At 36.7% G+C, this 24371-nt stretch carries 24 protein-coding genes; 15 read left to right on the forward strand and 9 right to left on the reverse strand.

Annotated features, from left to right (window positions below):
* Positions 1–222: 222 nt before the first annotated feature.
* The 5 genes from CAO17_RS17200 to rpsR all read left to right on the forward strand — a co-directional run bounded on the left by CAO17_RS17200 (position 223) and on the right by rpsR (position 3021).
* Positions 223–423: a DUF951 domain-containing protein gene (locus CAO17_RS17200; RefSeq protein ID WP_085993799.1), complete on the forward strand. Its 201-nt coding sequence runs from the start codon at positions 223–225 to the stop codon at positions 421–423.
* Between the two features lie 218 nt (positions 424–641).
* Positions 642–1742, forward strand: coding sequence for a redox-regulated ATPase YchF (gene ychF / locus CAO17_RS17205; RefSeq protein WP_085994544.1), 1101 nt, complete (start codon positions 642–644; stop codon positions 1740–1742).
* Between the two features lie 206 nt (positions 1743–1948).
* Complete coding sequence (rpsF, locus tag CAO17_RS17210; protein WP_085993800.1) at positions 1949–2239, forward strand: 30S ribosomal protein S6; 291 nt, start codon at positions 1949–1951, stop codon at positions 2237–2239.
* Positions 2240–2254: 15 nt separating this feature from the next.
* A complete protein-coding gene (gene ssb, locus CAO17_RS17215) occupies positions 2255–2743 on the forward strand; it encodes a single-stranded DNA-binding protein (RefSeq protein ID WP_085993801.1) in 489 nt (162 codons plus the stop codon).
* 47 nt (positions 2744–2790) lie between these two features.
* Positions 2791–3021, forward strand: coding sequence for a 30S ribosomal protein S18 (gene rpsR, locus CAO17_RS17220; RefSeq protein WP_085993802.1), 231 nt, complete (start codon positions 2791–2793; stop codon positions 3019–3021).
* 397 nt (positions 3022–3418) lie between these two features.
* On the opposite strand, the gene CAO17_RS17225 is transcribed toward rpsR, so the two are convergent.
* Positions 3419–3904, reverse strand: coding sequence for a DUF1189 family protein (locus CAO17_RS17225; protein ID WP_085993803.1), 486 nt, complete (start codon positions 3902–3904; stop codon positions 3419–3421).
* 321 nt (positions 3905–4225) lie between these two features.
* On the opposite strand from CAO17_RS17225, the gene CAO17_RS17230 reads away from it, so the two are divergent.
* The 4 genes from CAO17_RS17230 (at position 4226) to dnaB (ending at position 9206) form a co-directional block, all read left to right on the forward strand.
* Entirely contained in the window at positions 4226–5170 is a 945-nt protein-coding gene (locus tag CAO17_RS17230; RefSeq protein ID WP_085993804.1) for a YybS family protein, read from the forward strand.
* Between the two features lie 109 nt (positions 5171–5279).
* A complete protein-coding gene (locus CAO17_RS17235) occupies positions 5280–7253 on the forward strand; it encodes a DHH family phosphoesterase (RefSeq protein ID WP_085993805.1) in 1974 nt (657 codons plus the stop codon).
* A complete protein-coding gene (rplI, locus tag CAO17_RS17240; RefSeq protein WP_085993806.1) occupies positions 7250–7696 on the forward strand; it encodes a 50S ribosomal protein L9 in 447 nt (148 codons plus the stop codon). The genes CAO17_RS17235 and rplI overlap by 4 nt, the downstream gene beginning before the upstream one ends.
* Positions 7697–7835: 139 nt before the next feature.
* Complete coding sequence (gene dnaB, locus CAO17_RS17245) at positions 7836–9206, forward strand: replicative DNA helicase (RefSeq protein ID WP_085993807.1); 1371 nt, start codon at positions 7836–7838, stop codon at positions 9204–9206.
* A 283-nt stretch (positions 9207–9489) separates the two neighbouring features.
* On the opposite strand, the gene cdaS is transcribed toward dnaB, so the two are convergent.
* The 3 genes from cdaS to sppA form a co-directional block, all read right to left on the reverse strand.
* Positions 9490–10110, reverse strand: a complete 621-nt coding sequence (gene cdaS, locus CAO17_RS17250) for a sporulation-specific diadenylate cyclase CdaS (RefSeq protein ID WP_085993808.1) — start codon at positions 10108–10110, stop codon at positions 9490–9492.
* Between the two features lie 211 nt (positions 10111–10321).
* Entirely contained in the window at positions 10322–10783 is a 462-nt protein-coding gene (locus CAO17_RS17255; protein ID WP_085993809.1) for an RDD family protein, read from the reverse strand.
* A 12-nt stretch (positions 10784–10795) separates the two neighbouring features.
* Complete coding sequence (gene sppA, locus CAO17_RS17260) at positions 10796–11788, reverse strand: signal peptide peptidase SppA (protein ID WP_085993810.1); 993 nt, start codon at positions 11786–11788, stop codon at positions 10796–10798.
* Positions 11789–11918: 130 nt separating this feature from the next.
* Here sppA and CAO17_RS17265 point away from each other — a divergent pair, with 130 nt between their 5' ends.
* The 4 genes from CAO17_RS17265 to CAO17_RS17280 all read left to right on the forward strand — a co-directional run bounded on the left by CAO17_RS17265 (position 11919) and on the right by CAO17_RS17280 (position 15746).
* Positions 11919–12224: a metal-sensing transcriptional repressor gene (locus CAO17_RS17265; RefSeq protein WP_085993811.1), complete on the forward strand. Its 306-nt coding sequence runs from the start codon at positions 11919–11921 to the stop codon at positions 12222–12224.
* Between the two features lie 12 nt (positions 12225–12236).
* Positions 12237–14621, forward strand: a complete 2385-nt coding sequence (locus CAO17_RS17270; protein ID WP_085993812.1) for a heavy metal translocating P-type ATPase — start codon at positions 12237–12239, stop codon at positions 14619–14621.
* Between the two features lie 50 nt (positions 14622–14671).
* Positions 14672–14878, forward strand: a complete 207-nt coding sequence (gene copZ, locus CAO17_RS17275; protein ID WP_085993813.1) for a copper chaperone CopZ — start codon at positions 14672–14674, stop codon at positions 14876–14878.
* Between the two features lie 241 nt (positions 14879–15119).
* A complete protein-coding gene (locus CAO17_RS17280; protein ID WP_085993814.1) occupies positions 15120–15746 on the forward strand; it encodes a hypothetical protein in 627 nt (208 codons plus the stop codon).
* Positions 15747–15807: 61 nt separating this feature from the next.
* Here CAO17_RS17280 and CAO17_RS17285 read toward each other — a convergent pair whose 3' ends face one another.
* From CAO17_RS17285 to CAO17_RS17305, 5 genes are all read right to left on the reverse strand, one after another.
* The gene (locus CAO17_RS17285; protein WP_085993815.1) at positions 15808–16614 is read right to left on the reverse strand and encodes a HipA family kinase; all 807 of its coding nucleotides are present in this window, start codon (positions 16612–16614) and stop codon (positions 15808–15810) included.
* 1 nt (position 16615) lies between these two features.
* Complete coding sequence (locus CAO17_RS17290) at positions 16616–18580, reverse strand: polysaccharide deacetylase family protein (RefSeq protein WP_085993816.1); 1965 nt, start codon at positions 18578–18580, stop codon at positions 16616–16618.
* Entirely contained in the window at positions 18577–19566 is a 990-nt protein-coding gene (locus tag CAO17_RS17295) for an aminoglycoside phosphotransferase family protein (RefSeq protein ID WP_085993817.1), read from the reverse strand. The genes CAO17_RS17290 and CAO17_RS17295 overlap by 4 nt, the downstream gene beginning before the upstream one ends.
* Positions 19567–19703: 137 nt before the next feature.
* On the reverse strand, positions 19704–20834 hold the full coding sequence (locus tag CAO17_RS17300; protein WP_085993818.1) for a glycosyltransferase family 4 protein: 1131 nt from the start codon (positions 20832–20834) through the stop codon (positions 19704–19706).
* 4 nt (positions 20835–20838) lie between these two features.
* Positions 20839–21483, reverse strand: a complete 645-nt coding sequence (locus CAO17_RS17305) for a hypothetical protein (RefSeq protein ID WP_085993819.1) — start codon at positions 21481–21483, stop codon at positions 20839–20841.
* Between the two features lie 444 nt (positions 21484–21927).
* On the opposite strand from CAO17_RS17305, the gene CAO17_RS17310 reads away from it, so the two are divergent.
* Positions 21928–23385: a M23 family metallopeptidase gene (locus tag CAO17_RS17310; protein WP_085993820.1), complete on the forward strand. Its 1458-nt coding sequence runs from the start codon at positions 21928–21930 to the stop codon at positions 23383–23385.
* A 279-nt stretch (positions 23386–23664) separates the two neighbouring features.
* Positions 23665–24366, forward strand: a complete 702-nt coding sequence (gene yycF, locus CAO17_RS17315) for a response regulator YycF (protein WP_085993821.1) — start codon at positions 23665–23667, stop codon at positions 24364–24366.
* Positions 24367–24371 lie beyond the last annotated feature (5 nt).

The following is a 24371-nucleotide window of genomic DNA, read 5'->3' on the forward strand; positions in this document are numbered from 1 at the left end:
TTTAGTTATCATTTGGACATAATCTTTTGTTGAGATATCTTGAAAATAACATAGAATTAACTAGTCACTTCTTGCCATTATCCGTTATAATAAATGGGAGTTAAAAGAAAGTTAATTTGGAAATATTTGTTGTACAATCGATAGAAATGAATGGTAAAGAAACAAGCTTTAACTATTATTCCAATAAGGTAACAGCAATCATGCAGAAAAGGAGATGGCAAAATGGTTAATAAGGATTTCGAATTAAATGATGTAGTTCAAATGAAAAAGCCTCACCCATGTGGAGAGAACCGTTGGAAAGTAATACGTATGGGCATGGATATTCGAATTAAGTGCCAAGGTTGCAATCATAGTGTCATGCTTCCAAGAAGAGAGTTTGTTAAAAAAATGAAGAAAGTTTTAGAAAAGGCTAACCAGGAATAGGTAAATATATTTATAATAGACGGTATAATGCGTAAAATGATAGTATAGTATTAAGTAGTAATAGCAAAAGTGAAAAATTACAGGATGAAAAGGCAAAAATAGGTATAGGAAACATGCCTATTTTTCTTTTTTGTGTATTTGTCATTTTTACGGCTAAAATCTATAATTGGATTATTGAACGCGTTCAGATGAAAGAATCCTTAAGGAGTGGAATTTTAATGGCTTTAACAGCAGGAATTGTCGGATTACCCAACGTAGGGAAATCTACGTTATTTAATGCAATTACGCAAGCAGGAGCAGAGGCAGCGAACTATCCATTTGCGACTATTGATCCTAATGTGGGAATTGTAGAAGTTCCCGATGAACGACTAAATAAGTTAACAGAATTAGTTAAACCAAAGAAAACTGTCCCGACTACGTTTGAATTCACAGATATCGCCGGCATTGTGAAGGGTGCAAGCAAAGGGGAAGGTTTGGGTAACCAATTTCTTTCTCATATTCGTCAAGTTGATGCAATCTGTCAGGTTGTACGTTGCTTTGAGGATGAAAATATTACACATGTATCTGGTAAAGTTGATCCAATTGATGATATTGAAGTAATTAATCTTGAATTAATTTTGGCAGATTTAGAGACTGTAAACAAACGATTTCAGCGTGTAGAAAAACTCACTAGACAAAAAGATAAAGAAGCAATTGCTGAGTTTCATGTTCTTTCTATATTAAAGGAAGGACTAGAAGCAGAAAAACCAGCACGGGCATTAGAATTTACAGACGAACAATGGAAAGTCGTGAAAGGTCTGCATCTATTAACTAGTAAACCTACCTTATATGTAGCTAACGTAAGTGAAGAAGAAGTTAGTGATGTGGATAGTAATGAAAGTGTCCAAAAGGTTAGAGAATACGCAGCGCAGGAAAATGCACAGGTCATTGTTATCTGTGCTAAAATAGAAGAAGAAATTTCAGAATTAGATCAAGAAGAGAAGGAAATGTTTCTTGAGGAATTAGGAATCAAAGAGTCTGGTTTGGACAAGCTTATTAAAGCTTCATACAGCTTGTTAGGCCTAGCAACTTATTTTACTGCTGGTGAGCAAGAGGTTCGTGCATGGACATTCCGAAAAGGAATCAAAGCTCCACAAGCAGCAGGGATTATCCATTCAGATTTCGAAAGAGGTTTTATTCGTGCGGAAACGGTGTCCTATTCAGATTTAATGGAAGCGGGATCGATGGGAAGCGCACGAGATAAAGGAAAAGTTCGGTTAGAAGGTAAGGACTACATTGTTCAAGATGGAGATGTCATTCACTTCCGATTTAATGTTTAAGGCATCGTTGCATAATCAGGGAAAATAGACAAAATTAGATAACGTATAATAAACAGGATTTCTCGAATGCTTGTCAAATAAAAAAAGTTTTGGTATAATATTTTACTGTGAGTAATTTATTGTATGATTGCTCCTTGCTCTAAATTGGAAAGGATTATTACAACTTTCCTAAATAGGGCCGCTAAGACCAAAAGGAGGTGTAACGGATGAGAAAATATGAAATCATGTATATCATCCGCCCAGACATGGAAGAGGAAGCTCAAAAGTCTTTAGTTGAGCGTTTTAACACAGTTTTAACTGATAATGGGGCGGAGATTGAAAAAGTTAATGAAGTAGGTAAAAAACGCCTAGCTTATGAAATTCAAGACTTTCGTGATGGATACTATGTTGTAATAAACTTCAGCGGTGATGAAAAAGCAGTTAATGAATTTGACCGTCTAGCGAAGTTTAGTGATGACATTATTCGCCACATTGCAATTCGAGAAGATGAACAATAATAAGGAGTGGTTCTGATGTTAAATCGTGTCGTATTAGTAGGCAGATTAACGAGGGATCCTGATTTACGTTATACGCCAACAGGAGTGGCTGTTGCTAACTTTAATATTGCAGTAAACCGGCCTTTTACAAATCAACAAGGGAATCGTGAAGCTGACTTCATTAACTGCGTTACATGGCGCAGACAAGCAGAAAACCTTGCGAATTACATGAAAAAAGGTAGTATGATTGGTGTAGATGGTCGTGTGCAAACACGTACTTATGAAGGTCAGGACGGTAAGACTGTTTATGTAACAGAAGTTCAGGCTGAAAGTATTCAGTTTTTAGAAACAAAAGGATCTTCTGGTGGAGGTACAAATACATCAGGATTTCAACAAAATCCAAATCAGAACCAGTTTCAACCGAATCAATTCCAACCAAATCATAACCAAAATCAACAACCAGAGGACCCATTTAAGAATAATGGGGAACCTATTGATATATCAGATGATGACTTACCATTTTAGAGTATCGGACTTTAAAATGGAAAGAAGTACAAAAAGGAGGGTTTTAAATGGCAGCTCGTCGTGGTCGTGCAAAGCGTCGTAAAGTTTGTTACTTTACAGCAAACGGAATTACACACATTGATTATAAAGATGTTGATTTATTAAGACGTTTCATTTCTGAGCGTGGAAAAATTCTTCCTCGTCGTGTAACTGGAACTTCTGCAAAATACCAACGTAAACTGACAAGAGCAATCAAACGTGCTCGTCAAATGGCATTATTGCCATACGTTGCAGACTGATTGAAGAAACCTCTAACCAAGTATGATTACTTGATTAGAGGTTTTTTTAGGCTAAAATGATTTTATATATTTTGTGTGATGTTGTTATTGCATAAAAAATATATAATGTTCATTAACTTGATGCTAGCTGTGCGTGTCGATTTTTGCTGCGGGGCTTACATGCACGTGCCTTTTTAGCAGGACTGGGAAGGCTTCGTCAGCGTCACATCTTCGTTAGATAAAGCAATTTTCTTTTCAAGGAGTTGACTGTACTCCGTTCCAATCAATTATAGTAATGGAACTCTTATAATCTAATTAATTGTACAATAAAAGCGAGTAGCAATGTACAAATCTAGCGGAGTGTATTTCCGTAGCGGTAATTCTCCTACTTCCTCATATTCTCTCAATGAGTATTTATTCATTTCACTCTTCGTTTTGGATAAATCATAATCATTTTAACCAATAATCCCATCGTATAAATGAAGGCCAGGAGTAAATAAAGATTATTCATAGAAAAAAAGAATGCCAAGATACTGTATAATAATAACGGAATCGTTAATGTGAAAGCAGTCATTTTCCACAATAGAGAATAGTGAAGCTTTCGATTTACGATGTGCGTGATTATTTTACCGAAATAAGCAATAATTGAAATTAAAGCAAATACAATAATAGTTAATGGGAGATAATAGAATATAAAAAAGTAAATTAGTTTAAATAAAACATTAATATTTGAACTGAAGCTTGTTGTATCCGTCATCCGGTCCACTAGTGTGGGAATAGATACAATGAATAATAAGATAAATATATAAAATACAGCGATGTCTAAACCAACACGATTAAGGCTAAATAGTGCTTTTTTATTTGGTAATTGAATACTTTTTTTAAAAACATGCCAAAAAATCATTTTTTTCTCCTTATTGAATATGGTTTGATAATACCTTTATTATAGTAGAAGTGATGTATAAAATTGTATAATAACTTTGAAGAAAAGTTGATATTTCTTCAATTATTAACAAAAAGTAACAATCATCTTGATAGGGTATATGCGTTATAATGGGTCTAGATAAAAATTTTAGTTCCGTTCACACTTTAGATCACAATGATTAATATAAGAGGCACCAATCCGAATACTAGTTCTATTTTTTTCGACAACAATTTCTCTTTGTTTCATGTTATCATGTAGTATATTATATCATTAGTTATAGATGTTTAGTTGAGGTGTCTTATGAATCAATCAAAGATGTTAAAAGATGGTATTGTACTATTAATCATTTTTATGATTTTACTGTTTATTACCATTTCTATACCAGTTTTACCAATGATTAGTATTTTTCTATTGCCACTTCCATTTGTTATATTTGCTGCAAGATATAATTGGAAATCATCATTACTTATGCTTATGGTAGCCATGGTTATTACCGCCATGATATCTGTGTTTCTCATTATCATACCAGCTGTTATGGGATTTGCAGGGATTATGATTGGAAGTGCAATTTATAAAGGTTTATCATCATATGAAACCTTAGCAAGGGGAACGTTTGGATTTATTATTGGCCTACTCTCCCTATTTGTCATTAGTCAATCTATATTTCAAGTAAGTTGGACAGAAGATCTTCAAAGGGGAGTATCTGAGTCCATGGAAATGAGCTCTTCTGTCCTAGATGAATTTGGTCTAGAAAGCCAAGCACAATTGGAAGAATTTGAAGAGATGATGCAACAACAAATCAATTACCTGATAGATATTTTCCCTGTATTTTTAGTTGTATCTGCATTGATTCTAGCCTTTATTACGCAATGGATTAGTTATAAGATATTAAATCAATTGGAAAAGATGGATCTGGTTTTTCCACCATTTCGGACATTACGGATACCATCCGTATTTCTATGGATATATTTAGTTGTTCTCATTCTGTCATTTGTGGAACCAAATACAGGAAGTGCATTATATGTTGTAATTCAAAATGTATTAGTAATGGTTAGTATTTTATTAACTATCCAAGGGTTCTCGTTTATTTTCTTCTATTCTCATCATAAACATTTATCCAAGGCAATTCCTATATTGAGTATCATATTAGCAATTCTGTTACCATTTCTTATAAGCTTGATACGAATCATAGGAATTATCGATATTGGTTTTAAAATGAGAGACCGTTTAATTCAAAATAAATAACTAACCTGAGGATGTATAAGTGTGTGTTCAAAAGGGAGGATAAACCGGACATTTTGAACACCATCTAGAAGCAGCCTTAAAGGAACAGTTTTTTAGGAGCTGAAAAACGATGCCGGATTTCCAAAGAAAACCAAAACTTAGCAGGCACTTATGGGTGATCTATTTCTTATCCATCATTCTGTTAATGTTTATATGGTATTTTGAATGGATACTAGGAATTATCATGAGTGTATTATTAGTTGCTTCTTTTTACTATACTATACGGACAGAGAGAACCTTAATGGACGAAACAGAAGCATACATTTCAACGATTTCACATCGTATAAAAAGAGTAGGTGAGGAAGCACTATTAGAGATGCCATTTGGAATCATTTTGTTTAATGATGAGTATCAAATCGAATGGTCTAACCCTTACATGAATTCATTTAGTGAGGAGGATACCCTAGTCGGTGAATCTCTAAGTGTTCTTTCCGAGAAACTTATTCCAATGATTAAAGAGAATAAAGAGGAAGTATGGATTGATTTGGGCGAATATAAACTACGTACGATTATTCGCAAAGAAGAACGTCTACTATACTTTCTTGATCGTACATCTCAGGTGGAACTAGAAACACGGTACCAAGATGAAAAAACGGTAATAGCTTTTATCTTTTTAGATAACTATGAAGAGATAACACAAAACATGGATGATACAGCTAAGAGTCAGTTAAATTCAGAGGTAACATCTGTCTTAAATAAATGGGCGGGTGATTACGGCCTTTATTTGAAACGTACCTCACAGGAAAGATTTATAGCTGTAGGTACAAAGGAAATTCTAGAACGGTTGGAAAAGGCAAAATTTGATATTTTAGATGTAGTGCGGGAATTGATAGGAGAGCAGAACAATCCGGTTACACTTAGTATTGGAGTTGGAACAGGGAATTTTACACTTCCCGATTTAGGGGAGCTTGCTCAATCCTGTCTAGATTTAGCGTTAGGACGTGGTGGTGACCAGGTCGCTATTAAAGATGAAACGGGCAAGGTTCGTTTCTATGGTGGAAAAACCAATCCAATGGAAAAGAGAACACGTGTTAGAGCTCGTGTTATTTCTCATGCATTAACGGAATTGGTAAAAGCTAGTGACAAAGTGATTATCATGGGACATAAGTCACCTGATATGGACTCTGTCGGTTCAGCTATTGGTGTCTTAAATATTGCCAAAACGAATGATGTCGATGGATATATTGTATTTGACCCTGATGATGTAGATACAGGAGTATATCGATTGATTGAGTCCTTAAAAGAGGACGAAAATCTGTGGAAGCATTTTATTGAACCATTTGAAGCTGAGGAAATAATGACCAATCAAAGCTTAATCGTTGTTGTAGATACACATAAACCATCGATGGTTGCAGATGCGAGTCTGTTGAAAAAAACAGATTATAAAGTAGTTATAGACCACCATCGCCGGGGAGAAGACTTTATTAAGAATCCTACTCTGGTTTATATGGAGCCATATGCTTCATCAACGGCAGAATTAGTGACAGAGTTATTGGAATATCAGCCTAAGGGTCTGAAGCTGAAGATGCTTGAAGCAACTGCACTATTAGCTGGGATTATTGTGGATACGAAGAGCTTTACACTTAGAACAGGCTCTAGAACCTTTGATGCGGCGTCCTATTTACGTTCGAAAGGTGCAGATACTGTTCTTGTTCAGCGGTTTATGAAAGAGGATATTGACCTTTATATTAAACGGAGTAAACTTATAGAGCGGACTGAGGTATTTAGGGATTCTGTTGCTATTTCTAAAGCGGAGCAAGGTGTTACCTATGGACCTGTATTAATTGCACAAGCGGCTGACACGCTTTTAACGATGACAGGAATTAATGCATCTTTCGTTATCTCAGAGAGAGATGATGGTAGAATAGGGATAAGTGCAAGATCCTTAGGTGATGTAAATGTTCAAGTTATTATGGAAAAAATGCATGGTGGTGGGCACTTAACGAATGCGGCTACTCAATTAGAAGACACTACCATTGAAGAAGCAGGAAACTTACTAAAGGATATTTTAGTGGAATATTTTGAGGGGAGAGAATCAGAATGAGAGTTATTTTCCTAAAAGATGTTAAGGGCAAAGGAAAAAAAGGTGAAGTAAAGAACGTATCGGACGGCTATGCGCGTAATTACTTATTAAAAAATAATCTAGCAGAAGAAGCAACTTCTGGTAATTTAAAAGCATTAGAAGCGAAGAAACGTAAAAATGCTGAACTAGAACAACAAGAAAAAGATCAGGCAATGGAATTAAAAGAAAAGCTAACGAAACAAGAGGTTGAATTAAAGGCAAAGGCTGGCGATGGTGGCCGTCTATTTGGTTCCATTACAAGTAAACAAATAGCAGAAGCACTGCATAAACAGTATGGTCATAAAGTAGACAAGCGGAAAATCGAGTTGGATCAACCCATTCGTGCACTTGGATATACAAATGTTCCAGTGAAATTGCATCCAGAAGTAACTGGTACCATTAAAGTACATGTTGTTGAAAAATAAAGTGATTTTCTTTTCATATAATCAAATTCAAATAGAAATCGGCTTGTTAGCCGGTTTCTTCTACTCTTACTATCACTTCGGACACCCCTTCTTCACTAACAAACTTCTTAGATTATAAAACTAAAGGAGAGAAACATATATGAGCCAATCGTGGAATGATCGGACACCACCACATAATATGGAAGCCGAACAATCTGTATTGGGTGCTATCTTTCTAGAACCAGAGGCCTTTTCAGCAGCTTCAGAGATATTGGTTGCTGAGGACTTTTACCGTGCTGGGCATCAGCGCATATTTGCTGCCATGATGAAGTTGGCCGACCGTGGTGAACCTATTGATGTTGTAACGGTTACTTCTTATTTAAATGACATGAAACAGTTAGATGAGGTTGGCGGTGTAGCTTATCTTACACAGTTAGCGGAAAGTGTACCAACCGCAGCTAATATTGAATATTATAGTAAAATTGTTGAGGAAAAGGCCATACTGAGAAGATTGATTCGTACGGCGACAGATATCGTTACTTCAAGTTATGAACATGAGGATCAGGTAGAAGATGTCCTTAATGATGCAGAAAAGGGTATTTTAGAGGTATCAGGTCAAAAGAATTCAGGAGCATTTAAATCTATTAAAGATGTCTTAATAGATGTTTATGATAATATAGAGTTATTACACCAGCAAAATGGAGATGTAACCGGTATTCCTACTGGTTTCAGAGATTTAGATAAAATAACGTCTGGCTTCCAACGTAATGACTTAATCATTATTGCTGCCCGTCCATCTGTGGGTAAAACAGCTTTTGCACTGAATGTTGCCCAAAGTGTTGCAGTGAATACAGATGAAAATGTTGCGATTTTCAGTTTGGAGATGGGTGCGGATCAACTTGTACAACGTATGCTTTGTGCGGAAGGAAATATTGATTCACAGCGCCTGCGTAATGGACAACTTCAAGCAGATGATTGGAGTAAATTAACGATGGCCATGGGTTCTTTATCCAATGCTGGTATTTATATTGATGACTCACCAGGGGTCCGTGTTAGTGAGATTCGTTCTAAATGTAGAAGGCTTAAACAAGAACATGGCCTTGGAATGATACTAATTGATTACTTGCAACTTATTCAGGGTAGTGGAAATTCAAAAGAAAACCGACAACAGGAAGTTTCAGAGATTTCCCGTTCCCTAAAAGGATTGGCTCGCGAATTAAATGTGCCACTTATAGCCCTATCACAGCTTTCCCGTGGAGTGGAATCGCGACAAGATAAGCGCCCAATGATGTCTGACTTACGTGAATCGGGAAGTATTGAGCAGGATGCGGATATTGTAGGTTTCCTATATCGTGATGACTACTATGATCAGGAATCTGATAAACAAAATATCATCGAAATTATCCTTGCTAAGCAACGTAATGGTCCGGTTGGTTCAGTCGAATTAGCCTTTGTAAAGGAGTATAATAAATTCGTAGACTTGGATCACCGTTATGATACAAGTGATATACCACCAGTACCTATGCAATAAAGATACAATTAAACTAGTTTAATTTTTACTATAATCACGCTTAGAGATTTTTTAGCTCTAAGCGTATTTTTTGCTGCTTTTCCCAATTGGTTTCTAATTATGTTTCATTTTTCTTAGTAGAAAGATGATGTGCAATAGCTATCATTTGAGCAAAAAGCACCAACTAGCGAAGTGTATTTCCGTAGTGGTAATAGTACACCAATCATCTGTGAAAGATTACTGCGCACTATATCTTTAATGTGCATAAAACTACAATCTTTAAGAAAACGGCCATTTTTAAATATTATCTTAATCCCTTTGTCATAATCGGGTATAGATTCCCTCCTAATGCAAAGGTTGCTCTACCACTTTCCTCCGATACAACAAGTACTAACGCATCGGTTAATTCGCTTATTCCAAGTGCTGCACGGTGTCTTGTGCCGATTTTCTTAAGATTAACCTTTTTATTGGATACAGGTAAAATATTTGCAGCAGAGACAATTTTATTATTACAGACTAATACGGCTCCATCATGTAATGGATTACCAGAGTAAAAAATGGATTCAAGTAATGGAGCAGATAATTCAGCATGGATAGGGACACCAGAATGGATGAACCGGGTTAGGTCATCGTTTCGTTGAATAACAATTAATGCCCCATGGTTTCTTTGAGAAAGATGCTGAATAGCAGTAGCTAGAACATCAAATTGTTTCGTAAAAGGGGCAAGATATCTACGCAGGTAATAAGAAGCTGCATTTACTTGTACATCGTGAAATAAATGGTGGAGTTCCTCAAACTCATTCAATACCGAAGATTCCCTTTGATCTATGGTTATAAGCATTTGTTGTATTTCCTGGGATAACCGTTCTAAGTTTCCTTTTAAATGATTGAACATAGAGATCGTTATACCTGGGTTAGAAGGCATTTTTTTCCCCCCCATAAAAACTAAAGGTTTTTATTTATTTTTAACTTGTTACGGTTTCTTATTCACTGCTGATAAAATGGGTATATTAAAAGCATGCCTATCGTTCTGAGTTGCTAGACATGCTTTTTCTCCTGATTTCCTATTGCATAGCTTATTTATCTTCTCTTAATAAATATTCATTTTCATCGTTTTATTTGTCACTTAAATCCTTTCACACATGGATAACCCTCGTATCCGCAAGCATATCGTGAATTCCTTGCTTCTCCTCTTTTACGGCAACGACGATATAGAGGAAAGCCGTAAACCAAAAAACACGGTGGAAAAACCGTCCAACAACCTCCCGAAATAGTAGGTCACTCCAGCTTAGTGACTGTCTATCTTCTCTAATTACTTTTAGACCAAATATCATCTTTCCAAGTGTTTGATTAAAATATTTGGTCATTAGTAAAAAATAAATGTAAAAAACCAAACTGCTTGCTATACCAGCTAGAGTCCAAAATCCTATATCAACACTCTTCCCATCATTTATAAAATGCAATGGACTAAGTAAGATGCCATTCAAGCTAAAAACAATCAGTAGATCTGCTAAATATGCCCAAAAACGCATCCAAAAGCCGGCATATTTTATTGTTTCTATTTCCTCATTTGTAACTGGAATTGTTTCTTCACTCATCATATACCCCCCTTACTCCGAATAAAGATACATGGCTTGTGGTGCATTGGATTGTCGGAGTAATTCAACCAAGCTATCCATTTTTCCTTGTGAGCCCAAGCTCGACTTTAAGGTCATGCCGATATATTGATAAATCCCTAGGCCACTTTTGTATTCCACAACTTTTGCATTCTCTAATTGATGCTCTTCCTTCATGCTGGCTATCGCATCATCAAGTGTACCTAGACTATCAACAAGGCCTAATTCAAAGGCTTGTGATCCTGTATAAACCCGCCCATCGCCAAGTTCTCTGACCCTTTCATCTGAAAGTTCTCTACCTTCCACAATCACTTGCACGAAGTCATCATAAAGGTCATCTATCATTGTTTGGAGAATTTGCCGCTCTTCTTCAGTCATTTCCCGTGACGCAGACATAATATCTTTAAATTCACCACTTTTAATGGTATTAAAATCAATACCAAGCTGATTTGCTAGTTCAGTAAAATTGATACTTTCCATAATGACACCAATAGAGCCAGTTAATGTTGCTGGATGGGCAATTATTTTATCTGCAGGTGCAGAAATATAATAACCGCCGGAAGCAGCTGTGTTTCCCATTGAAACGTATACAGGCTTCCCATGCCTTTCTTGGACTTCTTTTATTTTATCGTGGATTTCTGCACTTTCAACGACACCTCCTCCTGGTGTATTTACCCTTAGTATGATTCCCTTGATAGTGGAATCTTCTCCAGCTTCTTCAATCATTTGTAAGAATTGATTATGATTATATGTTGTGGTATTAAACGCATTGGTAGATGTATCTTGGATAATCCCATTTAAGCGAATCACTGCAATTTTATTTAACGATGATCCTTCCTCTAGGATATCTTCTTCAAATTTACCTACATCAAAATTCATTAACTTCTCCAAGTCAGCGGTCATTATGCGAGTAACTGCTTGGAATCCAATAGAAAATACAAAAAGAATGATTGCTATGGTTAGGGCAATCCATCTTTTACGTGTCATGTGCATCCTCCTCCTTCAAATAGGTATTATAACCATATCTTACCATTCCCTTTATGAATGATCTTAATTATTTGACTTGAATACTATAGGGGGGTATAGTAAAAGTACAAATAAAAAGGAAGTGATTTATTTGGATGAGAAATTTTTACATGATCACCCAAGTAAGCCAAGGACGAAAAATGAAATACAAAAAATAACGAATCGTTTAAAGCGAATAGAAGGTCAAGTACGTGGAGTACAGAAAATGGTAGAAGATGATCGATATTGTATGGATATTTTAGTACAAATCAGTGCCATTCAATCTGCACTAAAAAATGTAGGTTTTTCAATCACAGAAAGACATATTAACCATTGTGTCAGTGATGCAATCAAACATGGTGAGGGAAAAGAAACGATTGAGGAACTACTGAATGTCATGAAACAATTTTCCAAGTAAGGGGGGATACTCATGAATGGTACAAATCATGCAACACTTGGTGTCACAGGAATGACTTGTGCAGCTTGTTCGAACCGTGTTGAGAAGGTTTTAAATAAAATGGATGGTGTCGATGCTCAAGTTAATCTCACAACAGAAAAGGCAACTGTGAATTATGACCCTGAAAAAACTTCCATAGAGGATATTACGAAAAAAATAGAGGACATTGGCTATGGCGTTTTATTCGAAAAGGCTGACCTTGATGTCTTTGGAATGACTTGTGCAGCATGCTCTAATCGTATTGAAAAGGTTTTGAACAAGCAAAGTGGGGTAAAGCTTGCAACAGTAAACTTAACGACAGAGAGTGCTCAAATTGAATACAACCCTGGTTTAGTTGATATAAAAACTTTGATAGATAGGATTAAAAATATCGGCTATGATGCTAAACCAAAGGCAGAAGTGGAAGAAAAGCAAACAAATAAAGAAAAAGAATTGAAAAGTATGAAGACAAAATTACTCCTATCAGCCATTTTATCTGCACCATTATTAATAACGATGCTTGTTCATTTATTTGGCATGAATATTCCAGATATATTCATGAATCCATGGTTCCAATTTATTTTAGCAACACCTGTTCAATTTATCATTGGATGGCAATTTTATGTTGGTGCATATAAGAACTTGAAAAATGGTGGAGCAAACATGGATGTGCTTGTCGCATTAGGTACAAGTGCAGCTTACTTTTATAGTCTTTATGAAGCAATAAAAACAATTGGAAATCCTGAGTATGTGGCCCATTTATATTTTGAAACTAGTGCGGTTTTAATAACGTTAATTTTATTTGGTAAATATTTAGAAGCACGAGCAAAAACGCAAACGACTAATGCTTTATCTGAATTACTTAACTTACAAGCAAAAGAGGCTCGTGTTATTAGAGCTGGTAAAGAAATGATGATTCCAGTTGAAGAAGTAGCAGTTGGAGATCGTTTAATCGTCAAACCGGGAGAAAAAATACCCGTAGACGGTATGGTGGTGAAAGGCAGAACTTCTGTCGATGAATCCATGCTAACAGGTGAATCGATTCCAATTGAAAAAGATGTAGGTACAAAGGTAATTGGGTCGACTATGAATAAAAATGGTTCGATTGAAATGGAAGCAACAAAAGTTGGGAAAGATACAGCACTTGCATCCATTATAAAAGTTGTGGAAGAAGCTCAAGGTTCAAAGGCTCCAATACAACGATTAGCTGATGTTATTTCTGGATATTTCGTTCCTATTGTAATTGGTATAGCCATTGTTACCTTTATTATCTGGATTGCTTTTGTACAGCCTGGGCAATTGGAACCCGCATTAGTTGCAGCTATTGCTGTGCTTGTTATTGCCTGTCCATGTGCTTTGGGACTTGCTACTCCGACTTCGATTATGGTCGGAACAGGTAGAGCAGCAGAAAGTGGAATCTTATTTAAAGGTGGAGAACATTTAGAGGGGACCCATGAATTGCAGACCATTGTACTTGATAAAACAGGAACTATCACAAAAGGAAAACCGGAAGTAACTGATTTTTCTGGTGATGAAGAAGCACTCCAATTATTAGCAAGCGCTGAAAAAGGATCAGAGCATCCACTTGCTGAAGCAATCGTAGCGTATGCAACAGAGAATGACATGAACTTTGTAGAAGTAGACCATTTCTCAACCATACCTGGTCACGGTATAGAAGCTACTATTTCAGGGAAACACATTCTTGTAGGAAACAGGAAGTTGATGAAAGACCATCACATAGATATGGAGGGGTATGAAGAGGAATTAGCTGAATATGAAACAGCTGGGAAGACAGCCATGATGATTGCTATAAATGGCAAGTATCGTGGAATGGTTGCAGTTGCAGATACTATAAAAGAAACAGCACCAGAAGCTATTAGGGAATTAAAAGAACTTGGAATGGAAGTTATTATGCTTACAGGGGATAACGAAAGAACGGCAAAGTCTATTGCAAGCCAGGTTGGAATCGACCGAGTAATTGCTCAAGTATTACCTGAAGACAAGGCAGAAAAGATAAAGGAAATTCAGGTTAAGGGTAAGAAGGTAGCCATGGTTGGTGATGGAGTGAATGATGCACCTGCATTGGTAGCAGCTGACATTGGCATTGCGATTGGAACAGGGACAGAAGTAGCCATAGAGGCTGCAGATGTTACGATTCTTGGTGGGGAGCTTTTACTTATTCCAAAAGCAATTAAAATTAGTCATGCAACGATTCGAAATATCCGGCAAAATCTATTTTGGGCTTTTGGGTACAACACAGCAGGAATCCCTGTTGCTGCATTAGGTTTATTAGCACCATGGATTGCTGGTGCAGCAATGGCATTAAGTTCCGTAAGTGTTGTTACAAATGCACTTCGTCTAAAGAGAGTGAAATTGTAATGAATTTTTACCGGACATTTCGAACAATCATTTAAAGGAGGTGAAAGGCCATGGAAAAATCCCTAAATGTACAAGGCATGTCATGTGGTCATTGCAAAATGGCAGTAGAAGGTGCTTTGAATAAATTAGATGGTGTGTCATCAGCGGAAGTGAATTTAGAAGCTGGTAAAGTGGTTATTGCTTATGATCATTCTAAAGTAAATGTTGAAGTCATGAAAGAAGCTATTGAAGAGCAAGGCTATGATGTGGAAGCCTAAATATAGGAATGGATAAACAGTTGATTTTCTACTAAGGAAATCAGCTGTTTTATTTTAGTATAATTATATATTCAAAAGGTATGAGAAATAATAGGAAATAGTCATGGTCGTAGAAAAGAAAAAATGTTCATTACTCTTAACCCATAATATTATTGTTAAAGAGACTTGTCTATACGAATTTCTTCTTTCAGACATAAGAATATAGTATGTAATCTGATAGTTCTGAAAGGGGTTGTAGATAGTGAATTTGGATAAGGGAGTTATGGAAAAGCTAGATAAAATAAGTGTATCCAAAGCCTCAGGTGCTGTGGAAGTAAGTAATCCTACACAATTTAAAATGATAGGGAAGGGACATCAAGGGGCCGTATTTCAAATAGATGATCATCGTTGTGTAAAAATCTATAATACCAAAATAGACCGAGATAGAGAATTGGATGCGCTACAACGAGGTAATCAAATCGGTATCACCCCAAAGGTATATATTACAGGAGATAAGTTTATTGTGATGGAATTTATCAAGCATCCGTCCCTGTTTGAGTATTTGGATAATAATCCATTGGACAAAGAGTTAACAGGTAAAATTGTTGATTTACTGGATTCATTTGAACAAATTGGGTTCAACCGTTTTGATCATTCAGCAAGGCATATCTATGTTGTCCCTAATGGGAAATTGAAAATCATTGATGTTGTTCACATGATCAAATCAGAGCCTGTTATGTTAGCTAAGAAGTTATTGGGAGATTTGGGGGATAAAGCAGAAGACTTCATACATCTGGTAAAAGAAGTTAGTCCCAAATGGTATGATACATGGAAAAATCACCCTGATTATGATGGACTAATGTTTAAAATAAAAAATAAAGGGAAGTAGTAATTCCATTTTATACAGTAGAAAAGGTTCTGCCGAGGAGCAGAACCTTTTTACATGGTTATTATTTTTTCTTCTTCTTCTTTTTTTTCTTCTTTTTCTTCTTCTTGGAGTCCGCCTGTAAATTGATATTTGGTAATCTTTCTCTCGACTCAAGTAGGTGGGTGACAAGTGCTTCTCTTTCTTCTTCCGTTACATCCCAGTCGTATGGTATCGATTGGATGACATTCTGAATGGTTTCTTCTGGTAATGCCATAATATTTGTAATGGCTTCCTGAATTTTATTTTCACTTTCCGGCCAATTTAAAGACCATTTGTGAACATTGAGGTTGACATCCATATTCGGCATTTCTTTCAAGGCCTTTATATCCCATTTGGCTTTGGAGAAACAACGTCCGTGGTCAATCATATGAAGGAAATGCTTTCCATCGCCAACGGGTTCAAGCAAGACATTGTTTTCTTTTCGATCGGTATTACCCACCCAAAGATCAAATACAACCATTTTGGCAAGTTGGTCGCGATTACTCACTTTAATGTGTGCATTGTCAGATCTTCTTTCTAGCTGGATGCAATTTGGAATATATAAACTAGCGAATTGGTTACCAGATGTAAAGCCGTGCTTGGCAAAAACATCATGTTGTTTTATAAAGTCATCTGTTATTTCGATTACTTCAAAGGGAATCACGGGGAGCGAAAGAATCTCACCTAATTTGGTGGCAATGTACTCATTTACGAGAATTCTCGTTCCAGACGGATTATTTTTAAACTTTACAACATAAGAATTTCCGTCATTAAAAAGAATGTGCTGAGGTTTGGAGTATCCTTTAAAGACGGTATCTAAAAGTTTTACTGGTTGTAAATTCTCACTCATTTTAAGATGAACCTCCTTCGTATGGTGATGAAATAGGTCCCGACCCAATAAGGATGGAACCTGAACTTGATGAAATGGTTAGTCCTAGACAGAAACCATGTCCGAAAATGGGAACACGTGGTATTCTCCATACAGTGTCCTCTGACTCTATCGATACCCATGAAACCACGTTTCCATTTTGAAAGCCTCTTTTACTATCTATTTGAAATGGTTGAATCGATGAGCGACCTTCGCGTAATAATCGCAAATAATCTGGGGATAGACCAATATCAAGAGATAGGGGTAAGATTTTGGAGGGGATATGCTCATAGCTTATTAAGACTTCATTATTCCCTTTCTTCAGTAAATAGCGCTTGGTCATCCCCATGGCTGCACTGTTGGTTTGAATGTTTTTCAGTATGAGTTCGACTTCATTTTCCTTTATATTGAGAGATTGAATGTCATACTTGTCATGTTCAAAGCCGTAATCTGCTAATGCACCGGGGTGGTTCATAGGAACATCCATAAAATCATTTAGTTCCTCCAGCCAATTCCAGTCATCGGTAGGATTCCCAATGGTAAGATGCCCATCGTCTTCACTATAGAAAAATTGGTAGATAATACGCCCACCGAATTGTGGAGATATGACCGTTGCGCCATGATTATTTCGTAGTACGATTTCTTGATAACCATCATTATCTATATCATCGATAAAGGCATGGACAAAACGAGTTTTCTTTCGGTCTATTTGCCACTTTACGGATTCTATCAAAACGGAAGTTGATTGTGCGTGGCTGGCAACCGCACGTGCCCAATGTGCTGGTATAGCGACAGGATTGTTGCTTTTACCAGTATGAACACTGTTAGGGGCGTCGTGCCAAGCTGTTTCGTACGTGCAAGCAAGAAAGTGTTTTTTAGCTAAATCTAATAAGGAAGATGGATAGGTGATTTTAGAAGCGGTTTGTTTATACATATCCCATGTCTTTTCCAAAATGCGTTGATAAGGTGCCCATCCTTTTGAGTTAGCCCAGTTCATATAATCTTTACCGGCGTCAAACAAGGTTTCTAGTTCTCGGTAGGTACCTGTTCCAATCGATTGTTGGGAGGTAATGCTGATATTTTCCAACCAAGATTGAAGGAAAACGGCTTTTACCTTTTTTTTCTTTGTTAGCCATTTAAGAAACTGTTTATAATGGTTGATGGCCTCTGGGTTCCATGGTGGAATTCCGGCAACCTTTTCCATGTCGTCACCATAGATTGCAATGGCGTCTCGACCACTTTCTATCTCGTGCTGTATTTGAGAAATGAGCGTATTCAATCGTTGCTCTTGCTCTTTGGTTTCCAATGGGATTACTTGACGTAATTGATCTGAAAGAGGCAGCGCTATTAAATGGTCACTGTCCTTTATATATTGAGCCTCGAAAAGTTCTGGAATAAAGGATGGATTTTGGTCAAATTTATTACGTGACCTTTTCGGTAAAAACAATCGATCATCCAATAATACATATTGAAAACCTCCATTGGAAAGGGTGGGATCTGTTATAACATGGGCTAGTTTTTCGGTGTTCCAGACTCTTTCAGGGACCCAAAAACCGGAAACATCCGATAGATTCGACCCAAGCCATTTATCGAAAAGGTACAATTCTTCCTCCATTTGCAAGCGATTGTGTTCGTCGTCGAATAGAGGCATAATATTTTGGGCATAAGTGGAACCAATGATTTCGATTAATCCAGCTTCTCTTAGCTCAACTATTTCATTCAGAAAAAGTGGATCAAACCAGGCACATGCCTCGATGAATGTACCACTGATATGAAGGTGAAATGGAATATCATATTCAGAGTGTAGGTCAAATATGGCACGCAAACCTGAGGAAGCATCTGGGGGACCAATGATTTCTTCGATTCCTGGACGATTCTTATACCCATTGGTGATTAGATATTGATTAGCATGATGAACGATAGCTATAGGAACGTGGGAGAGGCTCATTGATAACCACTCCTTTGTAAATATTGTTCACACTTGCTGAGGAAAGCATCTACAATATGAAATTTACCAGTATTTAAAACGCATAATTCATAGTGTAGACTTTCAAACAAAGAACGAGCACTGTATAATGCAAGACGATTTAAAAATGCCTGTCGATTATAGGAAGGATTTAGTTCAAGATACTTTGTGATAAAATGCTTGACCATTGGTTGAAAAAAATCAAAATCGCCTTTTTTAATAAAGCTACTTACCTGTATTTGACAGGCAAAATATGCTACATCCCAAGCCGGGTCTCCATCAAAATGGTGGTCAAAGTCAATCGCAATCACTTGATCCTTGTGCATAAAAACATTTTTAGTATGAAAATCCCCATGCAGTAATACTTCTTTATCTGTATTTAGTCTTCCAGATTCTTTCATAAAATGATGGTACAGCTCTCTAAGCCTTGATTGTTCTTTTGGTATGCATTTTTCAAGGTCTTCATAAAAACGCCTTATATCAGAATTTGCCCTTGTTTGACTCTTTTTCCGAATTTCTGTAAGAGGAATGGCATGCATCTGCGACATCCAGTAAGCAATAAGAGAAGCCAATTGTTTATTATCGACTTTTGGATCATACATCCAATCATCCACTGTTTTACCTGGGGACTTGGACATAATCATCAATCCCCACTTTTTTAAATAAGCAATCGGACGTACAACGGTAAATTGCGGGTTGGAACGAAATCCATTTTCCCATAAATACTTTAAAAATTGATAGCTATCTATTCCTTTTTGGACATTAGAATAGACCTTTCCAATTAATGATTCTTTTTTTACTTCTCCAGTTGGCGTACGGTATGTTACTAGATATTCTGCAATCATTTTTCGTATTTTAGGGGTGGAGGAAACCAGATCCACTTTTATAACCTGTCTTCCGTTTTTATAATGATTCTCATATGCTGAACGAATCACTTTATTCGAAGGAAGTCGCTCTTTGTTTTCCATTCATCCATCAACTCCTTTCTTGTTTAGAAATTTATCGTAGGTTAAGGGGCAGTAACACTCCCATCTCACAATGGAGGTAACACGAACCATTTTAGGTGGGGGATGAAAGAAAACCCCCTGATGATTGAATGCCCACTCTATTTTAAAAGTTCCTTATATAATAGTTGGGTTTTCGCAGCTACATGTTTCCAAGACCAGTTCAGTGCTTCTTGTGCTCCTTTTTTCCCTAAGTCTTGTCTTAAATTCGTATCCCCAAGCAATTTGAGGATTGCTTTAGCTAGCTCTTCAGGTTGATTAGGCTCAACAACAAGAACATTGTGCACCATTTCTAATGCACCAGTTGTACTACTAATGATGGTAGGGACTCCTGAAGCCATTGCTTCCAGTACGGTTATTCCAAATGGCTCGGATCTAGATGGAAGAACAAATAGTGTAGCATTTTTGTAGCAATCCAATAGTTTGTCTCCAAAAACGGTGCCAGGAAATTCTACCTTATCAGCAATCTTCCAGCGACGGGCTTTCAGGCGTAACTTATGGAGTAGGTCTCCGTCTCCTGCTATCATAAAACGTGTATGTTCACGTTCTGAAATAACTAGTTTCGCTGCTTCTAAAAAGTCCTCTGGTGCCTTCTGTCCAGTTAATCTACCAAGGAATAACACATAGCCATCCGTTTCTTGATAGTTTCGGTTTGCTAGCGGTCTATAAGAGGAGATATCTATCCCATTATAAATACTGGTAACCTGGTCTGGATTCGCTCCATACCGATTCACTAAAATGTCCTTTGTTCGATTAGAAACAGCAATCGTATGTGTTACGGTACTTAAAGCTTCTTGTTCAATCGTATAAACTGCTGGATTCATTGACATTCCCCCAGAGCGGTCATATTCGGTAGAATGAACGGTCCAAATGAAAGGAATATGATGTTTTTGAGCAATTTCCGTTGCGGCATAAACTCCCATCCAATCATGTGCATGAATCATATCGACCTCAGTTGGATCAAATTGTTTATTGAGCTGGTTTCGAAATTCCATCACAGAGTCCCACATGACGCTTCCTAAATAGGAATTATCAGAGAAAGAATGGCTCATTTGTACGTGATGAATGGCCATTCCATCGGGAGTACTAAATTCGAACTCTTTAAATTTAGGGAGATAGTATTCAATTTCTACACCAATATCAGCTAGTTCCTTTGTTAAAGCTTGGCAGTGGATGCCAAGACCTCCCGAAAACTGTGGAGGGTATTCCCAACTAATCATTGCTACTTTCATCCCATCACCCCCTTAATTTAGCTTTATCTACTGTGGACTGAAACTTTGGATGCTTTGTCCATTTTTTGTACAAATCAGAGTCTAATTCTTCCACGTACTTGAGAAAGGTAGGTGCCTGTTTACCCATTCCTTTGATTAATCTTTGTGGAAATTCCTTCCCGGGTATTTTCGTATGACGGTGCACATTTACTACCTTGAAGCTGCCATCTGGCATGAGGTAAATGTATTCTGGACTTTGATCAAGACGGGTATAACCAACTGCTTTAAAATCATTCAGAAGCTTCAGTAGTTTTTTGGTAAATTCCTTTGTAATGGTATTCTCCTTTAGATAATCAGCAACTGTTGGCGCATCAATCGGTTCCATTACTACGTAAGTACCTTTTCTTCCATATACAGTTGGAGTAATTCCTTGCTTCGCCCCAAGTTGAAGGGATTTAAATTCTTTCTCCGCTTTTTCTTCTTTTTCAAAATAAGCTGCACAATGATTTTTATCGATACCAATGACCACTCGCTTCTCTTCATGACTAATAACAGATAGGTCTGTCGGGTTATGCACTACCATCCCTGTATCTTCAGGTTTTGTCACCTTGATTTTATGGATCTCTTTGACTAATTGTTTGTCACTGAATCCTTTGGAATCTTTGGCCATAATGAACACAACTCTCCTTTTCTAAAAAAATGTAAAGAATATTAACTTACTGTTAAGGTATGGAAATCTATCAAAGGGGAGTATACCCCTGTCCAATTAAATAAAAATTGAAGAATATGCACTATAAGACTTGAACTCTTTTAAGCTGTTATTACTGTAAGTGAGGTCTGATGTGTCTACTTTATTGAAATAGGGTGGGATGAAATGGAGAACAGTTGATGATTAGAAGTGCTAAATAGTAGGTAGCAGTGCTGATAAAATTCATTTCCATATATTAATAGTATTGTAATAGGGCTAGGAAAAAATGGTAATTATGTGGGGCTATGCTACAATTTCTTTACATTATTCGACAAACTATTTCCAATTCAAGCAGGCTATGGTAGATTTATATAGGTGTAAATGATTAGATCTTATAGGAACATAGAATGAAGGAGTACTATTATAATGAGAAATAAAAGTAGTGGTAAAGGTTTACAGAGAAACATACCACAACAAGGTAAGAAACCAACGATTTTTAAAAAGATCATGGCTACAACATGTATTGCCTTAGGTCTGACGTTTTCGGTAGCTTATGCCGAGGAAAATATTGTCGAAACAGTTTTCCATGTTTATATAGATGAGGAGCATATTGGAAAGGTGAGTAATGAACAAGTTGTGGAGGACTTGGTAGATCAGAAGTTAACCGCAGGGGAGAAAGACTATGATTATCCTAATTTAACCATTGGAGAGGATATTACATATATTCCTGAGAAGGTTTTTAATCCTACATATAATAATGAAAAGGTAATAGACAGATTAGAAGATGAACTCACAGTTATGGCTGAAGTGTTTGAGTTAAAAATTGGTGAAAATACAGTTGGTTATTTCCAAGATAGGGAAACAGCCAAAGAGGTTATGGAAGAATATAAAACAAAATTTGTCGATAAGGAAGCACTCGAACAAGTAGAAGGCTCTGATGAAAGCAATGAGGATAGAGCACTTGAAGTGGATGAGTCTGTTATCACAGATGTAGTTCTAACCGAGGATGTCAAAATTTTAGAGGGGAAGTCACACCCTGAAGAAGTTTTAACAAAAAAAGAAGGCATCAAATTACTTGAAAAAGGTACGCGTGTAGAAAAAACGCACCAAGTTGAAGAGGGAGAAGTTTTAAGCGAAATTGCTAATAAGTATGATCTATCAATGGAAGAATTATTAGATTTAAATCCGGGTTTATCAGAGGATTCTCTCATTCAAATAGAACAGAAAATAACCGTGTTGGGTTATGAACCGTTTGTTGATGTTATCGTTACGGAAGAAAAAGTAGTAGAAGAAACCATAGAATATGATACAAAGATTGAAGAATCGGATGACATGTATAAAGGAGAAGAAAAGGTAACTCAAGAAGGACAGGATGGCAAAAAGGAAGTTCATTATGTAGTTGAAAGGATAAATGGGGAACAAACCGAAAAGGAAAAATTAGATGAGAATGTAATAACGGAACCAGTTAAAAAAATCGTTGTTAAAGGAACAAAGGTTATCCCATCAAGAGGGACAGGTGACTTAAGCTGGCCAGCAGTTGGTGGGTATGTATCTAGTGATATGGGCCAACGTTGGGGAAGAATGCACAAAGGAATTGATATAGCAGGTCCTAGCAATCGAAATATCTTAGCGGCAGATAATGGTGTAGTAGTATCCGCTGGCTATAACAGTGGTGGATATGGTAATAAAGTTGTTATCAATCACAATAATGGAATGAAAACGATTTATGCTCATCTTTCTTCTATTGATGTAAATGTTGGACAAACCGTAGAAAAGGGCCATAAACTAGGTGTCATGGGATCCACAGGAAATTCAACAGGGATTCATTTGCATTTTGAAGTATATAAAAATGGATCATTAGAAAACCCACTGGATTATTTATAAGACTTTAATAAAGTAAATCTTCAATCGGTGGGGGATTACTGCCCCTTAACCTGCGATAAAAATAGATATGAACAAAGTGACGGACGTAAAAGGAACACAATCAACGAATAACTTTAATTAGTAGAAAGACTGACTCTTGAAGGGTTAGTCTTTTTTCTTATAAAATAGTATGTAAAGAATTAATTACCAAAATGGGAAAATGGTTCAACTCAAGACATATCGGGTAAAGTACGATAAAATAGAATAAGGCAAAAGCAATGGTAAAAGGAAGTGACGAGATTGAATCAGAAAATACTTGTAGTAGATGATGAACAACCAATTGCAGATATATTAAAATTCAACTTAGAAAAAGAAGGATATCAGGTAATTTGCGCTAATGATGGAGATGAAGCCGTTAAATTAGCAGATAGTGAAAAGCCTGATTTAATTTTACTAGATATTATGCTACCAAATAAGGATGGTAATGAAGTTTTACGTGAAGTGCGAAAAACACAGACCATGCCAATTATTATGTTAACAGCGAAGGACTCTGAAATTGATAAGGTATTGGGTCTTGAACTTGGTGCAGATGATTATGTTACCAAACCATTTAGTAATCGCGAATTGATTGCTAGGGTGAAGGCGAATCTAAGAAGACAACAGGTGCCAGAGGAACCTGCTAAGGAATCATCTGATATTGAAATTGGTAATTTAACCATTCATCCAGATGCATATGTTGTTTCCAGAGATGGCGCTCAAATTGAACTAACGCATCGGGAATTTGAATTATTATATTATTTGGCACGCCATATTGGACAAGTCATGACGCGAGAACATCTTTTAGAAACGGTATGGGGTTATGATTATTTTGGGGATGTTAGAACTGTAGATGTTACCGTGCGAAGACTTCGCGAAAAAATTGAGGAAAACCCAAGTAATCCTACTTGGATTGTCACCCGTAGAGGGGTAGGGTATTATTTACGTAATCCTGAACAGGAGTAGTTTTT

It is taken from the genome of Oceanobacillus senegalensis (assembly GCF_900176885.1).
Taxonomy (GTDB): domain Bacteria; phylum Bacillota; class Bacilli; order Bacillales; family Amphibacillaceae; genus Oceanobacillus; species Oceanobacillus senegalensis.